The organism is Sedimentibacter sp. LTW-03, assembly GCF_052059825.1.
Taxonomy (GTDB): domain Bacteria; phylum Bacillota; class Clostridia; order Tissierellales; family Sedimentibacteraceae; genus Sedimentibacter.
On the sequence record NZ_CP197180.1, the window covers coordinates 3516705 to 3542518 of the forward strand.

27 protein-coding genes are annotated in these 25814 nt (G+C 35.8%); 22 read left to right on the plus strand and 5 right to left on the minus strand.

Features of this window, described 5'->3' with window-relative positions; all coding sequences use genetic code 11:
- Window positions 1-36 precede the first annotated feature (36 nt).
- From ACS3UD_RS17015 to ACS3UD_RS17040, 6 genes are all read left to right on the plus strand, one after another.
- Window positions 37-396 carry a helix-turn-helix domain-containing protein gene (locus ACS3UD_RS17015; RefSeq protein WP_308138445.1) on the plus strand — a complete coding sequence of 120 codons (360 nt, stop codon included), beginning with the start codon at window positions 37-39 and terminating at the stop codon, window positions 394-396.
- A gap of 162 nt (window positions 397-558) precedes the next feature.
- Window positions 559-879, plus strand: a complete 321-nt coding sequence (locus tag ACS3UD_RS17020; RefSeq protein WP_213924888.1) for a DUF3870 domain-containing protein — start codon at window positions 559-561, stop codon at window positions 877-879.
- A 172-nt stretch (window positions 880-1051) separates the two neighbouring features.
- Complete coding sequence (locus tag ACS3UD_RS17025; protein ID WP_308138444.1) at window positions 1052-2227, plus strand: DUF819 family protein; 1176 nt, start codon at window positions 1052-1054, stop codon at window positions 2225-2227.
- Window positions 2228-2513: 286 nt separating this feature from the next.
- Entirely contained in the window at window positions 2514-3887 is a 1374-nt protein-coding gene (gene pepV, locus ACS3UD_RS17030; RefSeq protein ID WP_374049890.1) for a dipeptidase PepV, read from the plus strand.
- Window positions 3888-3962: 75 nt separating this feature from the next.
- Window positions 3963-5054: a dipeptide epimerase gene (locus ACS3UD_RS17035; RefSeq protein ID WP_308138442.1), complete on the plus strand. Its 1092-nt coding sequence runs from the start codon at window positions 3963-3965 to the stop codon at window positions 5052-5054.
- 157 nt (window positions 5055-5211) lie between these two features.
- Window positions 5212-6243, plus strand: a complete 1032-nt coding sequence (locus ACS3UD_RS17040; protein ID WP_308138441.1) for an acyltransferase — start codon at window positions 5212-5214, stop codon at window positions 6241-6243.
- A gap of 78 nt (window positions 6244-6321) precedes the next feature.
- On the opposite strand, the gene ACS3UD_RS17045 is transcribed toward ACS3UD_RS17040, so the two are convergent.
- Window positions 6322-7347 (minus strand): threonine aldolase family protein, encoded by a 1026-nt coding sequence (locus ACS3UD_RS17045; RefSeq protein ID WP_308138440.1) that lies wholly within the window; start codon window positions 7345-7347, stop codon window positions 6322-6324.
- Window positions 7348-7572: 225 nt separating this feature from the next.
- Here ACS3UD_RS17045 and ACS3UD_RS17050 point away from each other — a divergent pair, with 225 nt between their 5' ends.
- From ACS3UD_RS17050 to ACS3UD_RS17085, 8 genes are all read left to right on the plus strand, one after another.
- The gene (locus ACS3UD_RS17050; RefSeq protein WP_308138439.1) at window positions 7573-8265 is read left to right on the plus strand and encodes a GNAT family N-acetyltransferase; all 693 of its coding nucleotides are present in this window, start codon (window positions 7573-7575) and stop codon (window positions 8263-8265) included.
- A gap of 476 nt (window positions 8266-8741) precedes the next feature.
- Window positions 8742-9848, plus strand: coding sequence for a DUF362 domain-containing protein (locus tag ACS3UD_RS17055; RefSeq protein ID WP_308138438.1), 1107 nt, complete (start codon window positions 8742-8744; stop codon window positions 9846-9848).
- A gap of 257 nt (window positions 9849-10105) precedes the next feature.
- Window positions 10106-10402: a thiamine-binding protein gene (locus ACS3UD_RS17060; protein WP_308138437.1), complete on the plus strand. Its 297-nt coding sequence runs from the start codon at window positions 10106-10108 to the stop codon at window positions 10400-10402.
- Window positions 10371-11147: an ABC transporter permease gene (locus ACS3UD_RS17065; protein WP_308138436.1), complete on the plus strand. Its 777-nt coding sequence runs from the start codon at window positions 10371-10373 to the stop codon at window positions 11145-11147. The genes ACS3UD_RS17060 and ACS3UD_RS17065 overlap by 32 nt, the downstream gene beginning before the upstream one ends.
- 17 nt (window positions 11148-11164) lie before the next feature.
- A complete protein-coding gene (locus tag ACS3UD_RS17070) occupies window positions 11165-12190 on the plus strand; it encodes an ABC transporter substrate-binding protein (RefSeq protein WP_308138435.1) in 1026 nt (341 codons plus the stop codon).
- A gap of 26 nt (window positions 12191-12216) precedes the next feature.
- Window positions 12217-12957, plus strand: coding sequence for an ABC transporter ATP-binding protein (locus tag ACS3UD_RS17075; RefSeq protein ID WP_308140146.1), 741 nt, complete (start codon window positions 12217-12219; stop codon window positions 12955-12957).
- A 20-nt stretch (window positions 12958-12977) separates the two neighbouring features.
- Complete coding sequence (locus ACS3UD_RS17080; protein WP_308138434.1) at window positions 12978-13649, plus strand: class I SAM-dependent methyltransferase; 672 nt, start codon at window positions 12978-12980, stop codon at window positions 13647-13649.
- Window positions 13628-13891: a YkoF family thiamine/hydroxymethylpyrimidine-binding protein gene (locus tag ACS3UD_RS17085; RefSeq protein ID WP_308138433.1), complete on the plus strand. Its 264-nt coding sequence runs from the start codon at window positions 13628-13630 to the stop codon at window positions 13889-13891. Before ACS3UD_RS17080 ends, ACS3UD_RS17085 begins: the two co-directional genes overlap by 22 nt.
- Window positions 13892-13975: 84 nt before the next feature.
- Here the strand turns inward: ACS3UD_RS17085 and ACS3UD_RS17090 are convergent, their stop codons facing one another.
- Entirely contained in the window at window positions 13976-14749 is a 774-nt protein-coding gene (locus tag ACS3UD_RS17090) for an HpcH/HpaI aldolase family protein (RefSeq protein WP_308138432.1), read from the minus strand.
- Window positions 14750-14928: 179 nt separating this feature from the next.
- On the opposite strand from ACS3UD_RS17090, the gene ACS3UD_RS17095 reads away from it, so the two are divergent.
- Complete coding sequence (locus ACS3UD_RS17095; protein ID WP_308138431.1) at window positions 14929-16299, plus strand: MATE family efflux transporter; 1371 nt, start codon at window positions 14929-14931, stop codon at window positions 16297-16299.
- 27 nt (window positions 16300-16326) lie between these two features.
- Complete coding sequence (locus ACS3UD_RS17100) at window positions 16327-16614, plus strand: ArsR/SmtB family transcription factor (protein WP_308138430.1); 288 nt, start codon at window positions 16327-16329, stop codon at window positions 16612-16614.
- Window positions 16615-16680: 66 nt separating this feature from the next.
- Here ACS3UD_RS17100 and ACS3UD_RS17105 read toward each other — a convergent pair whose 3' ends face one another.
- From ACS3UD_RS17105 to ACS3UD_RS17115, 3 genes are all read right to left on the minus strand, one after another.
- Complete coding sequence (locus ACS3UD_RS17105; RefSeq protein WP_308138429.1) at window positions 16681-16920, minus strand: thioredoxin family protein; 240 nt, start codon at window positions 16918-16920, stop codon at window positions 16681-16683.
- A gap of 15 nt (window positions 16921-16935) precedes the next feature.
- Window positions 16936-17937 (minus strand): permease, encoded by a 1002-nt coding sequence (locus ACS3UD_RS17110; protein ID WP_308138428.1) that lies wholly within the window; start codon window positions 17935-17937, stop codon window positions 16936-16938.
- 214 nt (window positions 17938-18151) lie between these two features.
- Entirely contained in the window at window positions 18152-18844 is a 693-nt protein-coding gene (locus ACS3UD_RS17115) for a helix-turn-helix domain-containing protein (protein WP_308138427.1), read from the minus strand.
- 402 nt (window positions 18845-19246) lie between these two features.
- Between ACS3UD_RS17115 and ACS3UD_RS17120 the strand changes: the two genes are divergently transcribed.
- From ACS3UD_RS17120 to ACS3UD_RS17145, 6 genes are all read left to right on the plus strand, one after another.
- Complete coding sequence (locus ACS3UD_RS17120) at window positions 19247-19717, plus strand: CtsR family transcriptional regulator (protein WP_308138426.1); 471 nt, start codon at window positions 19247-19249, stop codon at window positions 19715-19717.
- A 23-nt stretch (window positions 19718-19740) separates the two neighbouring features.
- Window positions 19741-20229: a UvrB/UvrC motif-containing protein gene (locus ACS3UD_RS17125; RefSeq protein WP_308138425.1), complete on the plus strand. Its 489-nt coding sequence runs from the start codon at window positions 19741-19743 to the stop codon at window positions 20227-20229.
- 12 nt (window positions 20230-20241) lie between these two features.
- The gene (locus tag ACS3UD_RS17130; RefSeq protein WP_308138424.1) at window positions 20242-21234 is read left to right on the plus strand and encodes a protein arginine kinase; all 993 of its coding nucleotides are present in this window, start codon (window positions 20242-20244) and stop codon (window positions 21232-21234) included.
- Window positions 21235-21265: 31 nt separating this feature from the next.
- Window positions 21266-23713, plus strand: a complete 2448-nt coding sequence (locus tag ACS3UD_RS17135; protein WP_308138423.1) for an ATP-dependent Clp protease ATP-binding subunit — start codon at window positions 21266-21268, stop codon at window positions 23711-23713.
- Window positions 23714-23810: 97 nt separating this feature from the next.
- Window positions 23811-25112, plus strand: coding sequence for an amidohydrolase family protein (locus ACS3UD_RS17140; protein WP_308138422.1), 1302 nt, complete (start codon window positions 23811-23813; stop codon window positions 25110-25112).
- A 224-nt stretch (window positions 25113-25336) separates the two neighbouring features.
- Complete coding sequence (locus ACS3UD_RS17145) at window positions 25337-25813, plus strand: sigma-70 family RNA polymerase sigma factor (protein WP_308138421.1); 477 nt, start codon at window positions 25337-25339, stop codon at window positions 25811-25813.
- Window position 25814: the final 1 nt, after the last annotated feature.

A 25814-nucleotide genomic window follows, 5' to 3' on the forward strand; every position in this document is an offset into this window, starting at 1 on the left:
CACTATAAGTTAAATATTATAATGTAGGAGGATGTAATGCTAAAAGAAAAAACGTTTTTGATTGCAGTTATTTGTTTGTCCATATCTATTATTATAAGTTCTTTTATAATATATAAGGGTATGGAGCTCAATGGAATTTATGTTAGTAACGGTATGCATGATATTTCACAAAAGCTTGAGAGCGTAAATGATGCAGCTTACTATAATAAGAGTAACAATGATATTATGGACATCAATACTGCGGCCGAATATTTAGGATTAGATACCAATGATTTATTAAAAGTTATTAACGCAAAAGGTATAGACTTTCCATATGTAAAAGTTGGAAGTAATTTTATTATTAATAAAATTGCATTAGATAAATGGATGGAAAACGCAAGAATAGAAATACAATAGATTAATGTTAATGAGCAATATTATAATATAAACGGGGCAGACGGAGATATAAAAAAACATAGATGAACTCTGTTGAATTTACTAAATTAATAATTGAAATTTTTTTTAAGATAATATATAATGTCATAAGAAAATGATTTCATATAAAGTCGTGGTGATTTAATGAAAGAAACCGTCTATATAATTGGAGAATCCAGAACAAATATGGATAATGCCATTACAACAATTTACAATTCGTTTTATATAGCATTTGAAGTTGATGTAGATACAGATAAAATAGTTGATGTGGGATGTACTCATACAATTAATATAACAGAAGATTTCATCAAGAAAATATTTATAGGTAGAAATATCGGCGACTATTGTCATTTAGAACAGGAAATAAGAAGACGTTATCACGGTACTTCTCAAAAAGCCGTAATTGTATCTTACAAGGATGCCATAAAGAAATATCAAGGAGTTAAAAGCAAATTTTATATGTAGCTGCTTTATTTATATGATGTGGTAACAACTATATCGGAATAAATGAAACCCAGCCTGAGACCGGAAATTTGACGGTCTTTTGCTGGGTTTTGTTTTTTTATAGATGTTCTGCTGAGATCCCGGCTTTGTGGAACAAAAAATAAACGGGAATATAAATTTCTAGGAGGTTTTTATGATTACAAATGGTTTTACTTATTTTGCGGTTCTGTGTGCGCTTTGCGGAAGCCTGCTGGCAGCACAGAAGTACATCAAAAACAAGTATGTGCAAAAATTCTTTGGTCTTTTACCGCCTATAGTTCTTGTTTACCTAATCGGCATGATTCTTTGTACTATTAACTTCTGGGATTTGGCTGAAACTAAGCCGGCTTACAGCGCACTTAAGAATAACATTCTGTATGCGATGATTTTTCTGATGCTGCTGCGCTGCGATATCCGGAAAATGATCAAATTGGGCCCTAAAATGATTATAGGATTTTTTACCGGAAGCTTAACTATCATGATCGGATTCATCGTTACTTTTATTGTCATGAAAGGTGCTTTGGGTTCTGATGCATGGAAAGCAATGGGTGCTCTATGCGGCAGTTGGATAGGAGGGTCAGGCAATATGGCAACCCTGCAGGAAATTTTTAATGTAGGTGAAGTGGACTATGCATATGCACTGGTTGTTGATTCTATTGACTATTCTATCTGGGTTATGTTTCTGTTGTGGGCAACTCGCTTTGCACCCATGTTCAATAAGTGGACCAAAGCTGATACATCTCGCCTAGATGAAGTTAGCACACATCTGGGAGCAGAAATGAAAGAACAGAAGAGGGAAATAACCTTTGTCAGTTTAATGGTTCTGATTGGTTCTTCTCTTTTGGTATCTGCAATTGGGCAGAATATAGGAGCATTGCTCAACGAAAGCATGAGCTTTCTAGATAAAGCTACGTGGTGTGTTCTATTTATCACTGCATTGGGATTGATATGTGCGTTGACTCCTTTCGGTAAAATTGCCGGTACAGCGGAACTTTCAAATGTATTTCTTTATTCGGTAGTTGCTTTGCTGGCATCCCGTGCAAACTTTATGGAGTTAAATGATGCTCCTATGTGGATTTTGGCTGGATTTATGATACTTGCAATTCACTGCGTGCTGTTCGTGATTCTTGCCAAGCTTTTGAAAATGGATCTGTTTACATGCGGCGTTTCTTCTTTGGCCAACATTGGCGGTGTAGCTTCAGCACCGATTTTGGCAGGTACTTACAGTGGATCTTTGGTTCCTGTAGGGGTTTTAATGGCTCTGTTCGGAACTGTGTTCGGCACCTACCTGGGTATGATAACCGGCTATATTATGAAATTTCTTACTTAGTTGCTTATTAGGTCATCCTACTTGATATCTTGCGCTATAAATTGTACAATGATTTTGAATATGTGTATAATAAAAAACTTTTGTGCGTTGAGATATATAGGCGTCACAAAGAGTCTGGTAACAGAGAAACTTCTCTTTTACAGACTCTTAAATTTTCAAGGTAAATAAAGAAAATTTGGTGAAAAGTTACATAGAGGTATGTTTACAACAAAAGGTTATGTAATATTATATAATTTTTTATACATTACTATTAATTGTAAAAATTAAGACTAGGAGTGATGATAAATTGTTAAATGAAAAAATATTGAGTATGAAGGACGAAATTATTAAGAGCGTTCAGGGATGTGTCAAAATTAAAAGTGTTGAAGAGGAATCTAAGAAAGGCATGCCATTTGGTGAAGGTGCACACAAAGCGCTGGAATATTGTTTGCAACTTTCAGAAAATTTAGGATTTAAAACAGTTAATGTAGATAACATGATAGGTTATGCCGAGTATGGTTCAGGTGATGAAATGATTGCTGTTCTTGGTCATTTAGATGTTGTGCCTGAAGGAGACGGATGGACATATCCTCCTTATGCAGCTGAAATACACGACGGAAAAATTTACGGAAGAGGAACTATTGACGATAAAGGGCCTACAATAGGAGCATTATATGCATTAAAGGCTATCAAAGATTTAAACATTTCTTTAAAAAGAAGGGTCAGAATTTTCTTTGGGCTAAATGAGGAAACAGGGAGTAAATGTGTAAAGTACTATGTTGACAATGGTGGAGAAATTCCTGTTGCAGGATTTACCCCTGATGCCGATTATCCCATAATTAACGGAGAGAAAGGTATTGTTACCGGCAAATATACACGAAAATTAAATCAAGACGGTGATTTTATTTTAAAATCTATTAAAGGCGGTATTGCTGCAAATGTAGTTCCCGATTATGCAGAAGCTGTAATTATGGTCCCTGTAAATAAAAAAGAGCAAATAAAAGAAATTTCAGAAAAATTTGAAGAAATAAAAATTGAAGAAAAAGAAGATTTAATAATTGTAAAAAGCTATGGTATATCTGCTCATGGTAGCACTCCTGAAAATGGGAAAAACGCGATAACACATCTGATGATGTTCTTGGGAGAACTTGATTTCACAGGAGATTTAAAAGAATTTATTGATTATTTCAACAAATACATAGGAACAGATTTAAACGGAGAAAAATTAGGGGTTTATTTAGAGGATGATATATCGGGAAAACTCATATTTAACTTGGGAACAATGATTGGAAATAAAGATGAAATAAGCCTTGAAATAAATATCAGATATCCTGTTAAAAAGACATTTGAAGAATTCATAGATACTTTTAAAGAAAAAATCAGTCTGGGAAGATTGGAAGAAGTTTATTTAAGACATAAAAAAAGCCTATATGTGTCACCAGAAACTGAATTCATCAAAAAACTCCAAAAGGTTTATGAGGAACAATTCGGTGAAAAAGCAGAATTGATTTCCATAGGAGGAGGCACCTATGCAAAGGCTATGGAAAATATAGTTGCGTTTGGCCCTGTTTTAAAAGGGGAGCCAATGGTTGAACACAAGCCCGATGAATATATAGAAATTGACTCGCTGATGAAAAACATTAATGTAATGGCGGAAGCTATTAAAGAGCTTGCGAACTAGCAGTGCAATTCAGAATGCTGTTAAATATAGGAAATTTCAATTGCGCAAAATATTAATTCAAAATGGAGGGCGAAAATGAAAATTACAGATATAAGAATTGGCGAAATTTCAGTGCCTCTTAAGACCCCGTTTAAGACGGCTTTAAGGACAGTAAAAAGTGTGGAGGACATAATTGTTGAAATCCATACTGATACAGGAAATATAGGCTACGGTGAAGCACCTCCTACAGGTGTTATAACAGGAGATACAAAAGGAGCGATAGTAGGAGCATTAAAAGAACATATAATTAAAAATATCATAGGCATGGATATTGAAAATTTTGAAGATATTATGCTCAAACTTGACAAATGCGTAATAAAAAATTCCAGTGCAAAAGCTGCTGTAGATATAGCATTGTATGATTTGTACGGACAACTGTACAACGCTCCTCTTTACAAGCTGTTAGGAGGATACAGGAAAGAAATAATTACAGATATAACAATCAGCGTTAATGATCCTGAAGAAATGGCTAAAGACAGCATAGACGCCATAAACAGGGGCTTTAAAACCTTAAAAATAAAGGTTGGTAAGGATGCAGCCAGAGATATAGAGAGAATGAAAGCCATCAGAAAAGCAGTCGGCTATGATGTGAAGCTCAGGATAGATGCAAACCAGGGATGGAAGCCGAAGGAAGCCGTTAAAGCTCTGAGAAAAATGGAGGATGAAGGTCTGGATATAGAATTTGTTGAGCAGCCTGTTATTGCTCACGACATTGATGGACTGAAGTATGTAACAGACAATGTATCAATTCCGCTGCTTGCCGATGAATCAGTATTTTCACCGGAAGATGCTCTGACAATTCTTCAAAAGAGAGCTGCGGACTTCATTAATATAAAATTGATGAAAACAGGAGGCTTGCATAACGCCTTAAAAATTTGTTCGATTGCCGAAATATATGGAGTTGAATGCATGATTGGATGCATGCTGGAAGCAAAGGTAAGTGTAAATGCGGCAGTTCATTTGGCGGCTGCAAAAAGCATCATAACTAAAATAGATTTGGATGGACCTGTTCTTTGCAGCGAAGATCCTGTAGAAGGCGGAGCAGTATTCAATGAATCTAAAATTACATTGAATACCGAACCTGGTCTGGGAATTAAAAAAATAAATGGAATCAGATACCTGGATTAATCAAATCTAAATATAAAAAGTCCCTACTAATTTAATAAAAAAAGAAATAGCCGTTGTGCTGAGCACATTTAGTTAATGATTGCCGGCAGCGGCTATTTTATATTGTAAAATTTTAGAAATTTGTTATAATTAGTATATTAACTAAAGAGGGCAACAAATGAATAATCGTATAATATATGTTGATTTATTGAGAATAACTGCTACATTTTCCGTAGTGCTGCTCCATGTTGCAGCTGGTAACTGGGGTAATGCCGCATTAGGTACATATGAATGGAATGTATTTAATTTTTATGACAGTCTGGTAAGATTTGGAGTTCCTATATTTGTAATGATAAGCGGGATGTTTTTATTGAATCCTGCTAAAAATATTAGCTATAAAGATATTTATTCAAAATATATATTAAGAATTGTAATTGCTTTTATCTCATGGTCTCTGCTGTATGCTGCGTATGCAAATATATCAAACTATGATACTTTTAACAGGCAGGCATTTATAAAAAGTTTCATGTTCGGGCATTACCATTTATGGTATCTATATATGATTGTAGGGTTGTATGTTATTACGCCATTTTTGAGGAAGATTGCGGTGGATAAAAAAGCAGCCGAGTATTTTCTTTTACTTTCGGTGATTTTTACATCTGTCCTGCCCATAACAATAAAGATATTCAATTTAACCGGCTTAGATATATTTATAAATAAATTCGATTTGTTTTTCACATATGGCTATGTTGGATATTATGTAGGCGGATATTACTTGAGTAAGTATACATTTAATAAAAGCATAAGGAATATTATTTATATATTAGGAATTTTAGGACTTGTTTGTACATATGTATTCACCAATATCATTTCATTGCGGACGGGCAAGGCGGACAGTACATTTTACAGCTATTTTGCCCCTAACGTAATGGTTGTAAGCATTGCGGTATTTACTTTTTTTAAATATGAAGTCTCAAAAATAAAATTTAATCAAAACACTTCAAAATTTATATACATATTATCTGACTGTTCTTTTAGAATCTACCTTGTTCATGATTTTTTCAACATGTTTATATTAAAAGCAGGGATTAATACACTTAACTACAACCCTGCTTTATCAGTAATTTTTGTGGCAATAACAGTGTTTATGGGAAGTTTGGCAACAAGCTTCTTAATAGGCAGGACACCTTTGCTAAAAAGGATTTTATAGCATGAAACATCAATATGGTTAGGCTGACTTTAGCCGCCTATCCAAACATAATGTCGCTGTTGTTTATTCTACTTATATTTAGAGCAAAGAAACAAGAGCGTCAACATCTTCTTTTTTTGTTGCCCAGCTTGTGGCAAAACGCACAACTGTATGGTTTTCGTCTGCCTTTTCCCAAAAACTAAAGGAAATTTGTTCTTGCAGCTCTTTCATTTTGGAATTTTCCAAAACAATGAAGATTTGATTTGTAGGTGAGTTTAGATAAAAGGTATACCCTTTTTCTTCAAAAGCATTTTTTAGTATCTCAGCCATTTCAATTGCGTGGCGGCTGATTTTAAAATACAGGTCATCAGTAAACAGTGTATAAAACTGTATTCCAAGCAAACGTCCTTTTGCCAGCAGAGCACCATGCTGTTTTACAATTGTCATAAAATGTTTTGGTGTATTGTTATGAGTGAACATCACAGCTTCACCACACAAGGCTCCAACCTTTGTACCGCCAATATAAAAAGCATCACAGAGTTTAGCGATGTCAGGTAATGTAACATCTGTGTTTTTGCTCATTAGTCCATACCCTAAGCGTGCTCCGTCCAAATATAATGGTAAATCATATTTACTGCATATTTGAGAAATAGATTGAAGCTCTTTCAAACTGTAAAGAGTTCCGTATTCCGTAGGGTGTGAAATGTAAACCATGCCTGGGAAAACCATGTGTTCATGATTTTCGTCTGCGTAAAAAGTTTTGATGTAATTAAGAAGAGTGTCTGCTTGTAACTTGCCGTGCACGTGAGGAATTTCAAGGACCTTATGACCGGTAAATTCAATTGCGCCGGCTTCATGAACGCTTATGTGACCGGATGTAGCTGCAATTACTCCCTCATACTGTTGAAGGACGGCATCAATTACTGTCTGATTGGTTTGTGTACCTCCAACTAGGAAATAAATATCCGCACTAGGACATTGGCAAAGTGTTTTGATCTTTTCTTTTGCTTCAGTGCAGTATTTATCATTACCGTAACCGGATAGCTTTTCCATATTTGTTTCAAAGAGTCTTTGCAATACTTTTTCATGAGCGCCTTCGGTATAATCGCTTTCAAATGTCAACATATAATGTAATCCTCCTTGCAAGGTTTATAATTGGTTTGTATAAAATTTATTTTATCATATACAGGATAAATTATCAACCAAATGACTTGTGGCGCACTTTGCAAACTGAACTTTATGTGTTGTATAATGAATGACGGAAAATATTTCTTTTATAAAACAAAATAAAATATTATAATGATTTTAACAATATAACACAATAGATTAATTTTACACGAGGTACAAAATATGAATGATATAACAATTAAGTACTTAATGAAAAAACCATTGCTTCACATGGGCATGATTGAGGCTATACGAAGAAATACAGCTGACATAATACATTCAGATAATCATGGCATGCTTATAAAAGAGAAAAAGAGCAACGCCTATATGATAACTGCGGATAATTTTGATAAAGGAAAAGAATTGGTTGGGAAAATACCTAATTGCAGCCTTATAGTGTTACATCAGGGGTTTATGGTAGATTATATTATGAATAAGTTCGGCCTAACACACAAAATAGAAGTTGTTCAGGCTGTGTACATGAAAAAAGAAAAGATTCATGAAAATAATGTATTGGAAATAAGAAAGTTTACTCCAAGACAAATATCAGTGGTATTGGAAAACTACCACATGCTGTCTTATGATGAGATTAAAGAAATATTAGACAACGGCAATTTGTTTGGTGGATACAAAAATGGGACACTTGTAGGTTTTGTTGGGATCCACTTGGAAGGAAGCATTGGGCTGTTAGAAATATTTCCCCAATACCGACAGCTTGGCTATGGAACAATACTTGAAAGCTATCTGGTAAACAGAATGCTTGAAAAAGATTTGGTTCCTTTTGGACAAATTGAAAAAGACAATGTAAAATCAATAAACTTGCAAAGAAAACTTGGATTTGAAATATCCCAGGATGTGTTGTATTGGATGGAATAGACTAAAATAATTATTATTCATAAATACGCATATACTTTAGTCCGCATATCGAAAATATAAAACGTTGGAATTGGAATGAAAAGCCGTTTTGATTATTGCTTAAATCATCTAATTTTGCTCCTCGTGTATGTAAAGTATATGTTTTTGAGATTTGCTTTTTTTATTTTTTGAATATTTTTACAGTTTGTTTTCTTTATTTATTTTCAAGTACATACTATGCCATTATAATGGTTTTGTTACGATTGCCCTAAAACCCGGGGTAAAGTTCATTTTGCGGACGTACTTTATTAATAATAGAAGGGTTTAAATTATGGTTCAAATTAACTTTTATGATGGAAATAATTTACTTAATAATAAATAAATCGTTTATTTACTTGATAATATATGGTATTATTAATGTGTATCGGCCGTTGAATATGAATTAAATACAGCGGCTTATTTTACTGAATACAGAAAACTTGGATGGTGGTGCTTATATGGAAAAATCAAAGGTATATTTTACAAATATGCATACGACTTCGCATGAGAACCTGCAGCAGAAGTTGAAGCGTCTTATTGAGGCGGCTGGGATGAATAAAATTGATTTTGATAGAAAGTATGCGGCAATAAAGATACATTTCGGAGAACCTGGCAATCTTGCGTATTTGCGTCCTAATTACGCAAAGACTGTTGCGGATATGGTAAAAGAGCTTGGAGGCAAGCCGTTTTTAACAGATTGCAACACTCTGTATGTAGGAGGAAGGAAAAATGCGCTGGATCATTTAGAATCTGCATATATTAATGGATTTTCGCCGTTTTCAACAGGATGCCATGTAATTATAGCGGACGGCTTGAAAGGTACTGACGAGTCGCTTGTACCAGTAGAGGGAGCAGAATATGTAAAAGAGGCGAAAATAGGGCGTGCTGTAATGGATGCCGATGTGTTTATTTCGCTGAACCATTTTAAAGGGCATGAGCTTACAGGCTTTGGGGGAGCTATAAAAAACATAGGAATGGGTTGTGGTTCACGCGCTGGTAAGATGGAAATGCACAGCAGCGGAAAGCCTAGAATTTCTCAGAGAAAGTGTATAGGATGCGGTTCGTGTGCAAAGAACTGTGCTCACGGTGCTATTACGTTGACCGAGCGCAAGGCTTCCATCAATCATGATAAGTGCGTGGGTTGTGGCAGATGCATAGGCGTCTGTCCCGTTGATGCGGTTAAGTCTGCTTCGGATGAATCCAACTATATTCTTAACAAAAAAATTGCTGAATACACTGCAGCGGTTTTGAGGGGAAGACCTCATTTTCACATAAGCTTGGTTATTGACGTTTCACCTTATTGTGATTGTCACAGTGAGAATGATATACCCATAGTTCCTGATGTGGGAATGTTCGCATCTTTTGATCCGGTTGCTCTGGACGTGGCGTGTGCGGATGCAGTTAACCGTCAGACAGCTGTTGAAGGAAGCATGCTTGCTAAAAAAATACATGAACATCATGATCATTTCAAAAATATACATCCCGAAACAGACTGGATGTCTGCAATAGAACATTCTGTGAAGCTGAATCTGGGAAGCAGTGAATATGAACTGATTACTATATGATGTAAGCATAGAGTAAAAAAGGTTGACAATATTTTTTACATGTGCTAATATCATTCTGCGGGGAGCTTAAAGAATTAGGCTGAGATAGAACTACTCAAATGTTCAAAACCCTAAAACAGAACAACTGTTTGGAACCTGACCCAGGTAATGCTGGCGTAGGGATTGTATATATCATTAGGATATTAACCTTAAAGGTTGTTTACAAACCTCTCCGTTACCGGGGAGGTTTTTATTGTATATTATAAGGAGGATTTAAAATGAACGCAAATATTGCTATTCAAGTTTTACCGCATGTTGAATCAGACCAGGAAGTTATACGTATTGTTGACGAGGTAATTGCTTATATTAAAAGTACGGGATTAAATTACTACGTTGGGCCCAGCGAAACTTCAATAGAGGGAGACTATGACCAGCTAATGGAAATCGTAAAAAATTGCCAGTTGGTTGCAGCAAAGGCAGGAGCGCCTAAAGTATCAGCTTACGTTAAAATTGGTTTTGTTCCGGATGGCGGGGTGCTGACTATTGACCAAAAAGTTACAAAACATCATAAATAAAGTATCGCCTGTAATGGCTATAGCCGTTATTTTAGTACTATGGCAGTTTTTATCATCAGCGGGCATTGTACCTAAGTACATGTTGCCGTCTCCTTTTGATGTTGTACTGGCATTTGTAAATGACTTTGACTTGCTGATGGAACATGCCGAAACTACTTTAACTGAAGCATTTTTGGGACTTACGGCAGGGACTGCACTTGGATTTGTAATTGCTGTATTGATGGATAGATTTAATTTATTTTATAAATCTGTATATCCTGTTATTGTGCTGACGCAGACGGTGCCTACCGTTGCCATAGCGCCTCTTTTGGTTCTGTGGATGGGATATGGTATACTGCCTAAAATAACGCTGATTGTTATAATAACCTTTTTCCCAATAACTGTAAGCTTGTTGGAAGGTTTTCGCTCGGCAGATAACGATGCTCTGAATTTATTGAGGGCTATGGGAGCTAATAGGTTTCAATGCTTTATGCACATTAAACTTCCAAATGCTTTGAACCAGTTCTTTTCAGGGCTTAAAATATCGGTGTCCTATTCTGTGGTGGGTGCCGTAGTTTCCGAGTGGCTGGGAGGATTTACAGGCCTTGGGGTGTACATGACGAGGGTAAGAAAGTCATACTCATTTGACAAAATGTTTGCTGTGATATTTTTTATTTCTCTCATAAGCCTAATATTGATGCTTTTGGTATCGTATATGAGAAAACTTGCAATGCCATGGGAAAGAGCAAAAAAAGAAAATAATTAACTAGAAAGGAAAAACAAATGAAAAGCAAAAAAAGAATTGTATTTTGCATAATATCCATATTAATTTTATCAGCGTTGATGCTGACATCATGCAGCTCTAACGAACCTAAAAATGAGGTGGATAACGCTGGTAATGATGAAAAAACAAAATTGAAAATAGTGTTGGACTGGACACCTAATACAAATCACACCGGATTATATGTTGCTCAGTCAAAAGGCTACTTTGCAGAGCAGGGGCTTGAAGCAGAAATACTTCAGCCACCAGAAGGAGGAGCTGATACTTTGGTTGGAGGCGGCGGAGCCGAATTCGGAATTAGTTTTCAGGATACATTAGCTCCTAACAATGCTTCTGAAAATCCAATACCTGTTACAGCAGTTGCTTCTTTAATACAGCATAACACATCAGGTATTATTTCTCTGAAAGAGAACGGAATAGATTCCCCTGCAAAAATGTCAGGTCATACATATGCTACATGGGATATGCCGATAGAGCAAGCCATAATTAAAAAGATTGTAGAAGATGACGACGGAAATTTTGAAGATATAGAAATGGTTCCAAGCACAGTTACAGATGTTATCACTGCTTTGCAGACAGATATAGACACAGTGTGGATATTCTATGCATGGGATGGAATTGCAACAAAGGTTAAGGGACTGGATACAAATTACCTTAATTTTGCCGACTATGGAAAAGAGCTGGACTATTACTGCCCTGTTTTGATAGTTAACGACGAATTTGCAAAAAACAATCCTGAAACTGTTAAAAAAGCATTGACAGCCATTAAAAAAGGATATGAATTTGCTATAGAAAATCCAGAGGAAGCCGCTCAAATTTTATTAGATGCAGCTCCGGAGCTGGATTCAGAGATAGTTAACGAAAGCCAGAAATGGTTAGCTGATCAATATGTTGCAGACGCTGAAAAATGGGGATACATTGACCAGGAAAGATGGGATGCATTCTACGGATGGCTGGTTGAAAACAAATTGGTGGAAAATGAAATCCCTGAGGGAGCAGGATTTACAAACGAATATCTCCCAGAATAGAAAAATATGATTAAGAGGACTTAATGATGAAAAAACTGACTACTAATAACATAACTGTAAGTTATGGAGGCTCTAAAATAATTGAAGACATTTCAATAGAACTGAACGAAGGAGAGATAGTCAGTATATTAGGAGTAAGCGGTGTCGGAAAAACAACACTGTTCAATGTAGTGTCAGGACTGATAAATCCTGATTCGGGAACAGTTGAGATTGATGGGAAAAATATTACGGGAACCACAGGAAATGTAAGTTACATGCTTCAGAAGGATTTGCTGCTGCCGTATAAAACAATAATCGATAATGTTTCTCTCCCGTTGGTAATTAGAGGAGAAAAGAAATCCAAAGCCAGAGATGCCGCTTCTGTATATTTTGATGAGTTTGGGCTGGAAGGAACACAAAATAAGTATCCGAACCAGCTGTCCGGCGGAATGAGACAGAGGGCGGCATTGCTTCGAACATATTTGTTTTCTGATCAGGTTGCACTTTTGGATGAGCCTTTCAGTGCTCTTGACAGCATAACCAAGAGCAGCATGCACCAGTGGTATCTTGGTGTAATGGAGCAGATAAAGCTGTCAACATTTCTTATAACACACGACATTGATGAGGCTGTTTTATTATCCGACAGAATATACGTTATGGCAGGAAAACCAGGCAAGATAGCGGAAGAAATACTTATAGAGGACCCTAAACCCAGAAACAAGGATTTCGTGGTGAGCGAGAGTTTTATGAGATATAAGAAGCACATTCTTGAGAAATTAGAAAGTTAAAGTTATAAGGAGGGGATAAAATGGCTATTTTTGATAACAGTGCATCTGACTATGATGCATGGTATACAGATAAAAAAGGAAGCTTTGTTGACAAAGTGGAAACTGGGCTTGCGTTTGAAATGATGGAAATCAAAAAGGGAATGAAGATACTGGATGTAGGCTGTGGAACGGGAAACTTCAGCGTTAAGCTGGCGAAAAAAGGCTGCAGCGTAACAGGGATCGACGTTTCCGACGAAATGCTTTCCATAGCGAGAAAAAAAGCGTCGGATTTAAACCTTGACATTGAATTAATGAATATGGATGTAAATAATTTATCCTTTGATGACAATACATTTGACGGCGTAATTTCTATGACGGCTTTTGAATTTATTGAAGATGCTCCAAAAGCGTTAAAAGAACTGCTGAGAGTGGTCAAAAAAGGCGGTCAGGTTTTAATAGGCACCATTGCAGGTGAAAGCAGCTGGAGTGAGTTATATCTTTCCGAGCCTTTCAGGGAAAACACAGTATTTAAATATGCTAAATTCAGAACCGTTGAAGAAATTAAGGACTGGAACAGAGAAAAGCTTGTAGACACAGGCGAATGTCTGTTTGTTTCTCCTCTTGCAGAGGACTGTGATTACAACGATGAAACAGAAAAAAATCTATCAAAAACTACAAATGGAGGCTTCGTATGTGCGCTATGGAAAAAATAGCTTCCTGCCAGATTGCATTTACCCCCATAGTAAGTGATGACTACATGGAGGATGTAGACAAGGTTCTTAAAATCATAGATAATTCAGGATTGGAGTATGAGGTGGGCTCGCTGTCAACCTTTGTTAGAGGTGAAAAAAGCAGGGTTTTGAACCTGATTTCCCAAATATATGATACAATGGACGATATAACGAATTTTTCCATGGATATTAAAATCTCCAATATATGTGGATGTGGGAAATAAAACGACACGAAGTATTTTAATAATTTGCCATATCGATGGTTTTGCCATAAATTTGGGCTGCAGAATATCCTGCAGCCTTTAAGTTTATTTTGATTTTAATGAATTTGTAATGCTGATGAAACTGCTGGTGAGAATTGCAATATCGGAGCTTACTGCAACAGAATCAAATCCCATATCAAAATTTTTTGAAGCACTTTTCATATCATTTGCATATATCATTACCGGTTTATTAGCTTTTTTACACGCTGCAACTATTCTGATGAGCGCTTTTTTAAATTTGTCCGCATCAAATTGGCCTGGTATGCCCATACTTATGGATAAATCATAAGGACCTACAAAAATTGCATCTACTCCGTCAATAGACGCAATTTCTTCAATATTTTCAAGACATCCTAATGTTTCGCACTGAGGAATAATCATGGTTTCATTGTTGCACTTATTAAAATAATCCTCAAGAGGCGATGTGAAATCTTCAAAGCCGTAGCCTGTAGCTCTTCCGAAGAAAAAACCTCTTTCTCCTAAAGGGGCGTACTTGCCGTATTTAACCAGATGCTTAACTTGCTCAACAGTTTCGACGCAGGGTACAATCAAACCTTCTGCTCCTATATCCAGCATTTTGAGTACGGCAGCTCTTGAAATTTCCTTGATTCTTACAAACGGTGTCAATTTGCTCAGTTTAGCTGCCCGGATAAATTCCATTGTACTTTCTTCCGCAAAAGGTCCGTGCTCTGTATCGATTATAATATAATCCAGTCCGCTGTATCCCAACCCTTCAACAGCATTGGCCGTTCCCAGTTCAGAAAAAGTACCTATTGTTTTTTCTTTTTTAACCATTTTTTGTTTTGTGTAGTTAATCATTTATGTTCCTCTTTAATTTTATTTGTATTTCAATGAAGAATGTTATAACTATATACATTTTATCAGACAATAAGGTAAAATCAAATAAAAAATCACACTATATTTCCTTGAAAGACATAATGATGTGATGTACAATGAAATGGATGAATAAGCAGTATTTTTGTAATCATGAGGCGCATATGGCAGAAAAGGTTTACGATTCCAAAACCATAAGAAAACAGATTTTTTTTCTTATTATTCCTGTAATGCTGGAGAATATGTTTCAGATGTCTGCAGGGCTTATATCAGCTGCTATGATCGGAAGGCTTTCTCCCATGCTTATATCAGCACAGGGAATATGTTCAAGGATAACTGGCATACTTTGGTGCTTATTTAAAGGCATAGGGATTGGTGCAACCGTTGTTACCGCAAAAAACCGCAATGAAAATGACATGGCGAAGGCAAGGCAAACATTTGAGCAGACATGTGTGACAGGGTGCATTATTGCATTAGCATTAATCATAATTACCATGCTAAATTCAGGGAGGATAATATCATTTTTTACTTCCAGTCCTGATACATTTTATGCTGCGAGCCAATATTTAAAGATAGTAATTTTAACAGCCCCATTTCTTTTAATAATGTCGGCGGTTACTGCGGCCTTTCAAGCATGCGGCAATACAAAGACTCCTATGTACGTAGCAATAGTCGTTAACATAATAAATGTTGTAGTCGGGTATCTGCTTATATACGGAAAATTTGGATTCCCGAGGTTGTCTCTTCAGGGGGCTGCCATAGCATTGCTTCTTTCACAGGCGTGTGGATCATTTCTGGGAATTTATCTGCTGTACAATAAAAGATATGGGCTGTTCTGCACAGTTCCTGAAAAAAGCAATTTGATGAAAATAGACTTTCTACTTGTCAAAGAGATTTATTCTTTAGGAATTCCTGCTGCGTTTGAAAGTATATTTTGGCAACTTTCGGCCGTAGTAATGAGCAAGGCGATACTATCTTACGGAGAGGTGACATTTGCTGCTTACCAGCTGGGGCTTCAGGCTGAGCTTATGTCTGAGATGCCTGCGGTTGGAGTTGGAATTGCTGCTACATCCATGGCTGCTAACGCAATAGGAAAAAAAGACGGGGTGCTGCTTAAAATTTATTCAAAGCAGCTAATCAGAACATCTATTGCTATAAGTACCTTTACTTCGTTGCTTATAATTATATTTCCCGGTGTGTTTATGGATTTTTTTACAAACAACGCAGAGATAAAGGCAATAGGAATAAAATACCTCATAGTGATGGGATTTATACAGACTCCGCAGAATCTATCAAAGGTGTTAAATGGAATCATACGTTCTGCAGGGTACAAAAATATACCTATGGTGATTTCGTTCTTAGGGATATGGGTTGTAAGAGTTCCTTTGGCTCTTCTTTTTGCATATGTGCTAAAGCTTGATATATTCTTTATATGGCTTTGCATGGCAGCAGATCAGCTGTTTAAATGCCTTGCCAGCGGAATAGTATTTAAAACTAAGAATGTTGATGTTATAAAAGAAGAAAATATATTTTGAAATATAATAAACTGTCCGGAGTGAAATATGGAAAAAAAAGATTTTGAATACAATTATAAAAAAATAAAAGCACTGTCTGATGTTAATAGAATGATGATTTTAAACAGCCTTTCATCAGGCGAATTGTGCGCGTGCAAAATTTTAGAAAGGTTTGATATTACACAGCCTACGCTGTCTTATCATATGAAGGTGTTGTCGGAATGTGGTCTGGTGCATTCGAGAAAAGAAGGGAAATGGACGCATTATTCATTAAATATGGAAAGCGTAGAAAACTTCAAGAAATTTATTTCTGATTTGACTTCTTCTGAGGAGTAATAAGTGGATTGTTTTTATCATGTTAAAAATACGACCTACCATCTTGCTGGCAGGTCGTATTTGCATTTACTTTTGATTTTTTAGAATTTCTGCAATCTGACTTGGCTTTAGTACCTTGCCATATGAAACGACTTTTTCGTCAATGACGATGGCCGGCGTTTGCATCACTCCGTATGAGACAATATCTTTAATGTTTTCAACTTTTACAATCTCTGCCTCAATTCCTGTTTCGCTTATTGCAGCTTCAGTATTTTTTTTAAGTGCTTCACAATTTTTGCATCCTGATCCTAAAATTTTTACTATCATAATTAGCTCCTTTTATTAAAATAAATATCCAATGAAATTGAAACCATATCCTATTATAACTATTCCTACTACTACTATTGCAACAAATATAACCAATAATTTCTTTTTGACAACCTGATTTAGCATAATTATAGAGGGAAGTGATAAAGCAGTTACTCCCATCATAAATGTAAGAACTGTTCCTATACCGACACCTTTTGTAACTAATGCTTCTGCAATAGGCAAAGTTCCAAAAATATCTGCATACATTGGAACTCCCACAGCTGCCGCAATAATCACGGAGTACCATTTATCACTGCCAAGCACAGCAGATATAATTGATTCGGGAATCCAATTGTGAATTAAAGCGCCTATACCTACACCAATTAAAATATATTTCCATACTCTTTTTATTATTTCCAACACTTGATTTTTAGAAAAGTCAATTCTTTCATTTACTGTTAATGTGTATTGATCAGATTCCAGAGCTTTATTTCCGTACACGAAGGGTTCAACGTATTTTTCAAGCTTCATTTTGCTTATAAGAGTTCCTCCTGCAACCGCAAGAATTAATCCCACTACTACATACGCCGCTGCCAATTTCCAGTTAAATATGCTTGCCAGCAACAAAAATGAGGCTAAATCAACGAGAGGTGAAGATATTAAAAATGAAAAAGTTACTCCTAACGGCAATCCTGCGCTTGTAAATCCTATAAACAGCGGAATTGATGAGCACGAGCAAAAAGGAGTAACTGTTCCAAGCAGAGCTCCAAAGATATTGCCGGAAATTCCGTTGAATTTTCCTAATATTTTTTTTGTTCTCTCCGGAGGGAAGTAGCTTTGAATATATGATATAATAAAAATCAAGAAAGATAAAAGTATGAATATTTTTATGGTATCATATATAAAGAAGTGTACGCTTCCACCCAATTTTTCTTCGACATTAAGTCCAAGTACATTTTCCACCAGCATGTTTACAAGGTTTGACAGCCAGTTCATTTTCAAAAGTTGATCGTTAAAAAAGTCAAATATAACCATCTTATCTCCTTTATGGTGCTAAAATTAAAACTAATGCACTACAAAACTAATTATAATCGATATATAGATAGCCGTCAATATGAAAAATATGAAAATTATGAAAAATATGAAAATTTATAAAAAAACTGATATATAAGCGTTCAAATTAATGATAATTCATCAATCTGCAGGCTGTTAAAAAATATGCAGCCTGAACGCCCATATATCAGCATTCCTAGTCATCAACCATAAATATGTGCTCTGTTTTCAATCTTTTTATAGCTTCTTTAGATATCTGAAGAAGTTCCTTCTGTTCTTCAAAAGGCAGCGGGGATTTTGTCAAAATAACTTTGCAACTTGTTGGCCTAATAGAATCAGCGGACAGTCCACTTATAAGACCTGAAAGAGTATCTACCTTTTTCATGGGTACAAAAAAATTAATCAATACTGATTCTGATTCGTAAAGGCAGTTCTTAAGATTAAAGTTTATTATGTTGTCATGATGACTCATATATCCCTGGTATACACATTCACAATTTTTCAGGTCATCATTGTCGTCAACCTTGTAATACAGTGTTGCGGTTGTTTTTTTCTTTGTGTCATCATATTTAAGATGAATTACAGAGCTTGAAATATTTTTTCCAATTTGAAGATACATATGCAGTATGTTGGACTGCCATATGTGAACCTGTTCAATTTCTGCGTTCCCGCCGTAGTCATAATCAATCAGGTTAATAATATTTATATTTAAAGCTTTTGCTATGTCAAACAGTGTTACTATGTCCACGGTTATTTCACCAGATTCATATTTTGATACAGTGGACTTGCTTTTACTTATAACTTTTGCAAGATCATCAATGGTCATTTTTTTTATTTTTCGAAACATCTTTATTTGACTACCCACGTGTTGCAATATCTCGTTAGTCATATGCAGTCTCCTTTGCTAATGTTGCGTTAACTATATTAATATTCTTTAGATTCTAAGTATATAATATATAATTTTTGTTGTCAATAAACCGAAGGTAAAAATGACTATTATTTAACAAATAGAAAAATTGCGGTGACTCATTTATGTTTAATGGCTTTTATTGTATGTACTGGTGTGTTGAAAGATAAAATTCATTAGAGGAAACTTGTATTATTATGCAAAAATAGCAAAAAATAATGAAAAGATGATGCAAACATAATAAATAAACTAAATTTTACGGATTTTTGAGAATAATAAGGGAAATTTTTTGAAAAATAAGTATTGAAATTATTTTAAACAATGATATAATAAAACCAAGGTCAAAGAAAGTCAAAGTTAAAGTCAGACAAAGGAAGTGAGAAAATGTCTAATAATTTAAGTGATATAATAGAAGGTTTTATAAAGGAGCTTCTTGAGGCTAATAATTACAAAGCCGTAGAAATTCAGAGAAATATACTAGCTCAGCAGTTTGACTGTTCTCCTTCTCAGATAAATTATGTTCTGTCAACACGATTTAATAATGACAGAGGATATTTAGTTGAGAGCAGAAGAGGCGGCGGAGGATATATAAGAATTTTCAAAGTTCAGTCATCTATGGAAAATGAACTGGAGAGATTATTGAACGATAGTATCGGAAACAATATTACATTAAACAAGGCATTTGACCTTTTGCATGTTCTGTCAGACAGGGGAGTTATTTCTCAAAGAGAACTCAGAATAATGCAAAGTGTTTTAAGTGACCGCGCTCTAAGTAATGTATCCTATGATGACAGAAATAAATTAAGGGCGGATTTGTTGAAAGAAATGATTTTAACGTCAGTTGATGATGATTAATAGAAATAGAGGAGGGTGTAAAAATGTTGTGCAGTGAATGTGGAAAAAATGAAGCTAAGGTTCATGTAACGCAAATAATAAACGGAAAAAAGACTGAGAGTCATTTGTGCGAGGAGTGTGCAAAGAAAAATCAAACTTTATTAAACTCTAGTTTTTCAATGGAAAACTTATTTTCAGCAATGCTTAACAATGCATTTAATACAACAACATACCTGCCTGCCAAGGGATGTTCAAAGTGTGGAATGACATTTGATGAATTTAGGACTACAGGAAAATTCGGTTGCAGTGATTGCATTGAAACTTTTAAACCAAGGTTGATACCTGTTATTAAAAACATACAGGGATATGATAGACATACTGGAAAAATTCCAAAGAGGGCAGGAGGAAATTATAGAATTCAAAAAGATATTGAAAAGCTGAAGAATCAGTTAAAACAAGCCATAGAAAGCGAAGAATATGAAAAGGCTGCTGAACTTCGAGATAAAATACGACAAATGGAAGGAAGTATGTAGGGGGTGTGCGGTATGGAAAGTAAGGACATAGTAATAACAAGCAGAATAAGGCTTGCTAGAAATTTGAAGGATTACAGGTTTCCAATAAAAATGAGCCAGGAAGAATCAAGTAAGGTGATTCAGGAGGTAAATAAAGCTGTCAGTGGGACAGATTTAAATTACAACCTTATATACTTGAAAGATCTATCTGATATGCAGAGAAATGCGTTGGTTGAAAATCATCTTATCAGCCCTGCGCTTGCGAACAACAAGGACAGAGGAGCACTATTGCTAAGCTCTGATAAGAATGTTTCCGTAATGCTTAATGAAGAGGATCATGTTAGAATTCAGACTTTGGAAAAAGGCATGTCTTTGAAGAAATGCTGGGATTTAAGCAATAAAATTGATGATGTAATAGAAGATTCGGTTGAATATGCATTTGATAAAGAACTTGGATATGTAACTTCATGTCCTACAAATATAGGAACAGGTATGAGGGCATCTGTTATGATTCATTTGCCTGCACTTTCAATTACCAATCAAATTGAAAAATTATTGTACGGTGTTTCTCAGTTGGGTGTAGCTGTAAGAGGCGTGTACGGCGAAGGAACAAAATCACTTGGGCATCTTTACCAGGTTTCAAATCAAGGTACATTAGGAGCATCCGAGGAAACATTAATTGATAAAATTAACCAGATAGTCAAACAAATTGTAGAAAAAGAAGAAAAGATGAGAGAGCACCTGAAAAAAAATAACTTTGAAGATATTGAGGATGAATTTTACAGGGCATACGGGCTTCTTTCAAATGCCAGAAAAATGGCTACGGAAGAAGCGATGAGGCTTTTGTCGCTTATAAAACTTGGCAGAGAGATGGAAATGATAGATGTTGCAGATGGGAAAAATTTATACGATCTTATGGTCAGAATACAGCCCAACAACTTGCTTACGGCAGAGGATAATGAGCTTCTGCCTAATGAAAGAGACAGTAAAAGGGCAGAAATAATTAGAAAAGAATTATTAAGCTGATTAAGTCTATAATATAAAAGGAGATGAAATTATGATAAGTGGATTCAATAACTCTGCAAAAAAAGCAGTGGAATTAGCTAAGGAAGAAGTAAAAAGATTCAGACAGAATATTCTTGGAACAGAGCATATACTTATAGGACTTATGCTTGAGCAAGAAGGCATTGCAGGAAATATACTAAGAAGTAGATTAGATGTTGAAAAAATAAGAGAAATTATTAAAAATTCGACCGGAGTTGGAGAAACCGTACCTGAATATATAGCTATTAGTCCGAGAAGTAAGTATATTATGGAGCTTGCACGACAGTATTCATCGCAGATGGGCGTTCCATATGTAGGAACAGAGCACATTCTCCTAGGGCTGATAGATGAGGGAGAAGGAATAGGAGCTCAAATAATTAAATCAGTTGTGAGCCTGAAAGAAATTAAAAATGAAGTTATTGAAGCAATCAATCAGGGGAGCGGAAATGCAGACGGGAGTATCCCGAATTTTGGAGAAAATGCGTCTCAAACGCAGAACGACGGCAGTACAAAGACAATAGATAAGTACGGTACTGACTTGAACCAGAGAGCGCGTGAAGGAAAGCTTGATCCCGTAATAGGAAGAGAAGACGTTATAGAAAGAGTAATTCAGATATTGTCAAGAAGAACTAAGAACAATCCGTGCCTTATAGGAGAGCCAGGAGTAGGAAAGACAGCTATAGCCGAGGGTCTGGCTCAAGAAATTGTGAATGGAAATGTTCCTGAAACATTAAAAGATAAAAGGGTTATAACTTTGGATATGGCCGGAATGGTAGCAGGAGCAAAATATAGAGGAGAATTTGAAGAAAGATTAAAAAACGCCGTGGAGGAAATTAAACAGGCAGGTAATATAATATTGTTTATAGATGAACTTCACACAATTATAGGTGCAGGTGCAGCGGAAGGTGCTATCGACGCTTCCAACATATTAAAACCTACTTTAGCGAGAGGGGAATTGCAGATAGTCGGAGCCACAACACTTGACGAGTACAAGAAGCATATTGAAAAAGATGCCGCTCTTGAAAGAAGATTTCAGCCGGTAACAGTTGATGAACCGACTGTCGAAGATACAGTGAAAATATTAAAGGGATTAAGAGACAAGTACGAGGCCCATCACAAGGTTGCAATAACCGATGATGCCATAGATGCTGCCGCAAAGCTGTCGCACAGATATATATCTGACAGATTTTTGCCGGACAAGGCAATAGATTTGATTGACGAGGCTGCATCTAGAACGAGGCTTAAAGCTTCAACCACCCCAAAAGGATTAAAAGAAATAGAAGAAAAAATAAATGAGATAAAAACAGAAAAGAAAGCGGCAATAAACAATCAGGATTTTGAAAAAGCAGCATCCTTTAGAGACGAAGAGAAAAAGCTTGCTGAAGAGCTTGATAAGCAAAGAAAGATTTGGGCTGCAAAGAATTCAAAAGATGCTAAAATCGGTTATGAAGATATAGCGGATGTTGTGTCACAATGGACAGGAATACCTGTAAAGAAACTTCAGGGTGATGAATCAGAAAGGCTTCTTCACATGGAAGATATTCTGCATAAAAGAGTCGTGGGTCAGGAACAGGCCGTTGAAGCATTGTCAAAAGCTATAAGAAGATCCAGAGTAGGGCTCAAAGATCCTAAAAAGCCCATAGGTTCATTTATATTCTTAGGACCTACAGGTGTTGGAAAAACAGAATTGTCAAAGGCTTTAGCGGAATCAATGTTTGGTGACGAAAATTCCATGATAAGAGTTGACATGTCTGAATACATGGAAAAACATTCGGTTTCCAAGCTGGTAGGGTCGCCTCCAGGATATGTTGGATTTGATGACGGAGGACAATTAACTGAAAAGATAAGAAGAAAACCATATTCTGTAATATTGTTTGATGAGATTGAAAAGGCTCATCCGGATGTATTTAATATACTTCTTCAGATACTTGATGATGGAAGACTTACTGATGCCAAGGGCAGAACGGTTGACTTCAAGAATACAGTAATAATAATGACATCAAATGTTGGAGCAAGCACAATCAAGAAACAAAGAACGCTTGGATTCACATCAAATGCAACTGATGAAGAAAAAGATGAATATGAGAAAATGAAGGAAAATGTAATGTCTGAATTGAAGAGGACATTTAGACCTGAATTTTTAAATCGAATTGATGAAATAATTGTATTCCATTCATTAAACAAGGAACATATTAAGAACATTGTTTCATTGATGATAAAAGATCTTTCAAAACGTCTTGAGCAGATGAACATTAAAATAGATTTGGATGATAAAGCAAAGGAACTGCTTGCGGATGAAGGATTTGACCCAGTGTACGGCGCAAGACCTTTGCAAAGGGCAATAAGAAGAAAAATCGAAGACAAATTGTCAGAAGAGATTTTAAAAGGAAGTATAGAAAAATCAGATACAATAAAAATAAGTGCCAAAGATAAGGAACTTGTATTTTCTAATGATAAATAGCGATGGTTAACTGTAAAAGTGCCGGATATTCCGGCATTTTTATTTTAAAAAAATATTATTTATAGTATAATTAATAAAAAGCGTTGAAGAGGTGCATATGAATAGCGAAAAAATACTTTTGCGAAATGGCTGCATTATTGATGAAAACGGCAGTGTTTCTGAACAAAAAAACATATATGTTAATGAAGGCAGGATAGAAAAGATTACGGATGCTGAAAGTGTTGAAGGAGAATACAATGAAGTTGACTGCGAAGGACTATACATTACTCCCGGCTTTGTAAATCTCCATACACATTCACCGATGAATATATTGAAAGGAATAGCTGAAGATGTTTCAATTGGCGATTGGTTCAATGAGAAAATATTTCCCTATGAGAGCAAGCTTGAGGCGGAAGATGTTTATTGGGGAGCAGCAATGGCAGCCGCAGAAATGATCGACAATGGAGTAACGGCATTTGCAGACCATTACTTTGCTCAGGAATCCGTCTACAGAGCGGCTGAATATATGGGAATAAGAGCGGACATCGCTCCTACAATATTTGGATTGTCAGAGGATTACGAAAAACAGCTGTCAGATGCGGAGAGCTTTATACATAAATACAACGGGAAAAATTCAAGAATTAATTTAAGGTTTGGGCCTCACGCTCCATATACCTGTCCCGGCAAGCAACTTAAAGAAATAATAGACAGTGCAAAAAAACTTGGTGTAGGCATACACATCCATGCTTCTGAAACAAAGGAGCAGGTGGAGGACAGCGTAAAGCTTACAGGCAAGACACCGATTCAAATTCTTGACGAAAGTGGAGGCTTGGATATCAGTGCAATAATCGCTCACGGATTATGGACTACAGATGATGATGTCAGTCTGTTAAATGATAATGTTTTTTTTGCATTCTGCCCTAAAACTTATATGAAGCTCAGCATGGGCGAAGGAAACATATATAAGCTTAAAAATAAGCTAAACTATTCGTTCGGTACGGACGGAGCAGCCAGCTCAAATACTCTAAGCCCTTTGGAGCAAGCAAGGCTGTTTGCTTTGAACGGCAAGCTCATGCTTGGCGATGCTGCTGAATTTAAAATCCCTGAAATATGGAAAAGACTCATGAACGGACACGGGCCACTAGGATTCAATACAGGTAAAATCAAGGAAGGTTATGACGCGGATTTGCTTATATGGGACTTGAATCTTCCAAATACATTTCCTGTATATGATCCTCTTGCATCGATAATATACAGTTCTGATGCCCGAAACATAAAATGTACAATGGTACAAGGCGAGTTTTTGAAGTATGACGGGAAATTAAAGGCAGATATAAATCTTATAGCTGAGGAAACAGACAAAATATGCAAAAAAATCATAAGAAGAGGAAAAGGAATTAGCAAAGTGCAGTATAATTAGAACTTGAATTGTACACTTTATATAAGCTTAAATAGATTGAAGTGCAAAATAGGCTCGTATCTATGATAACGGGTTTATTTTGTATGCTCAATATTCAATAACCTTATTGTACATACTTTGCAACTTCTGTTGGGCGTATATTCCTTTTGAAAATTTTTTTTATTTATGAAATGAAAATGTCATGTTTCTTACTCTAATAAGTATAAAGGAAGGTAATTAGTGCAATGTTTAATCATAAAATTGACAAAGAAACTTATATCTCATTTATAACAGAAAATAAGGAAATGCTTTATAGGGTTGCATTTAGTTATCTCCATGATGAAACTAAATCGTTGGATGCAGTTGATGAGGCAGTGTATCAAGGGTATGCACACAGGCATGATTTGAAAGAACCCAAATATCTAAAAACGTGGGTTACCAGAATATTGATTAATGAATGCTTAAAAATTATTAGGAAAGGCAAGAGAGAATTAAGTGTGGATGTTCTGCCGGAAGATTCGCAAAATTCGGGAGAAGATTCAATTTATTTAAAAATTGCAGTTAACAATCTGCCGGAAGACCTAAGAAAAGTGATCATACTAAGATATTTTGTAGGCTTTACAATATCTGAAACAGCAGAAATATTGAGGATACCAGATGGTACAGTGTCTACACGCTCAAGAAAAGCATTGGAAATTTTGAAAATTGAGATATCTGATTAGA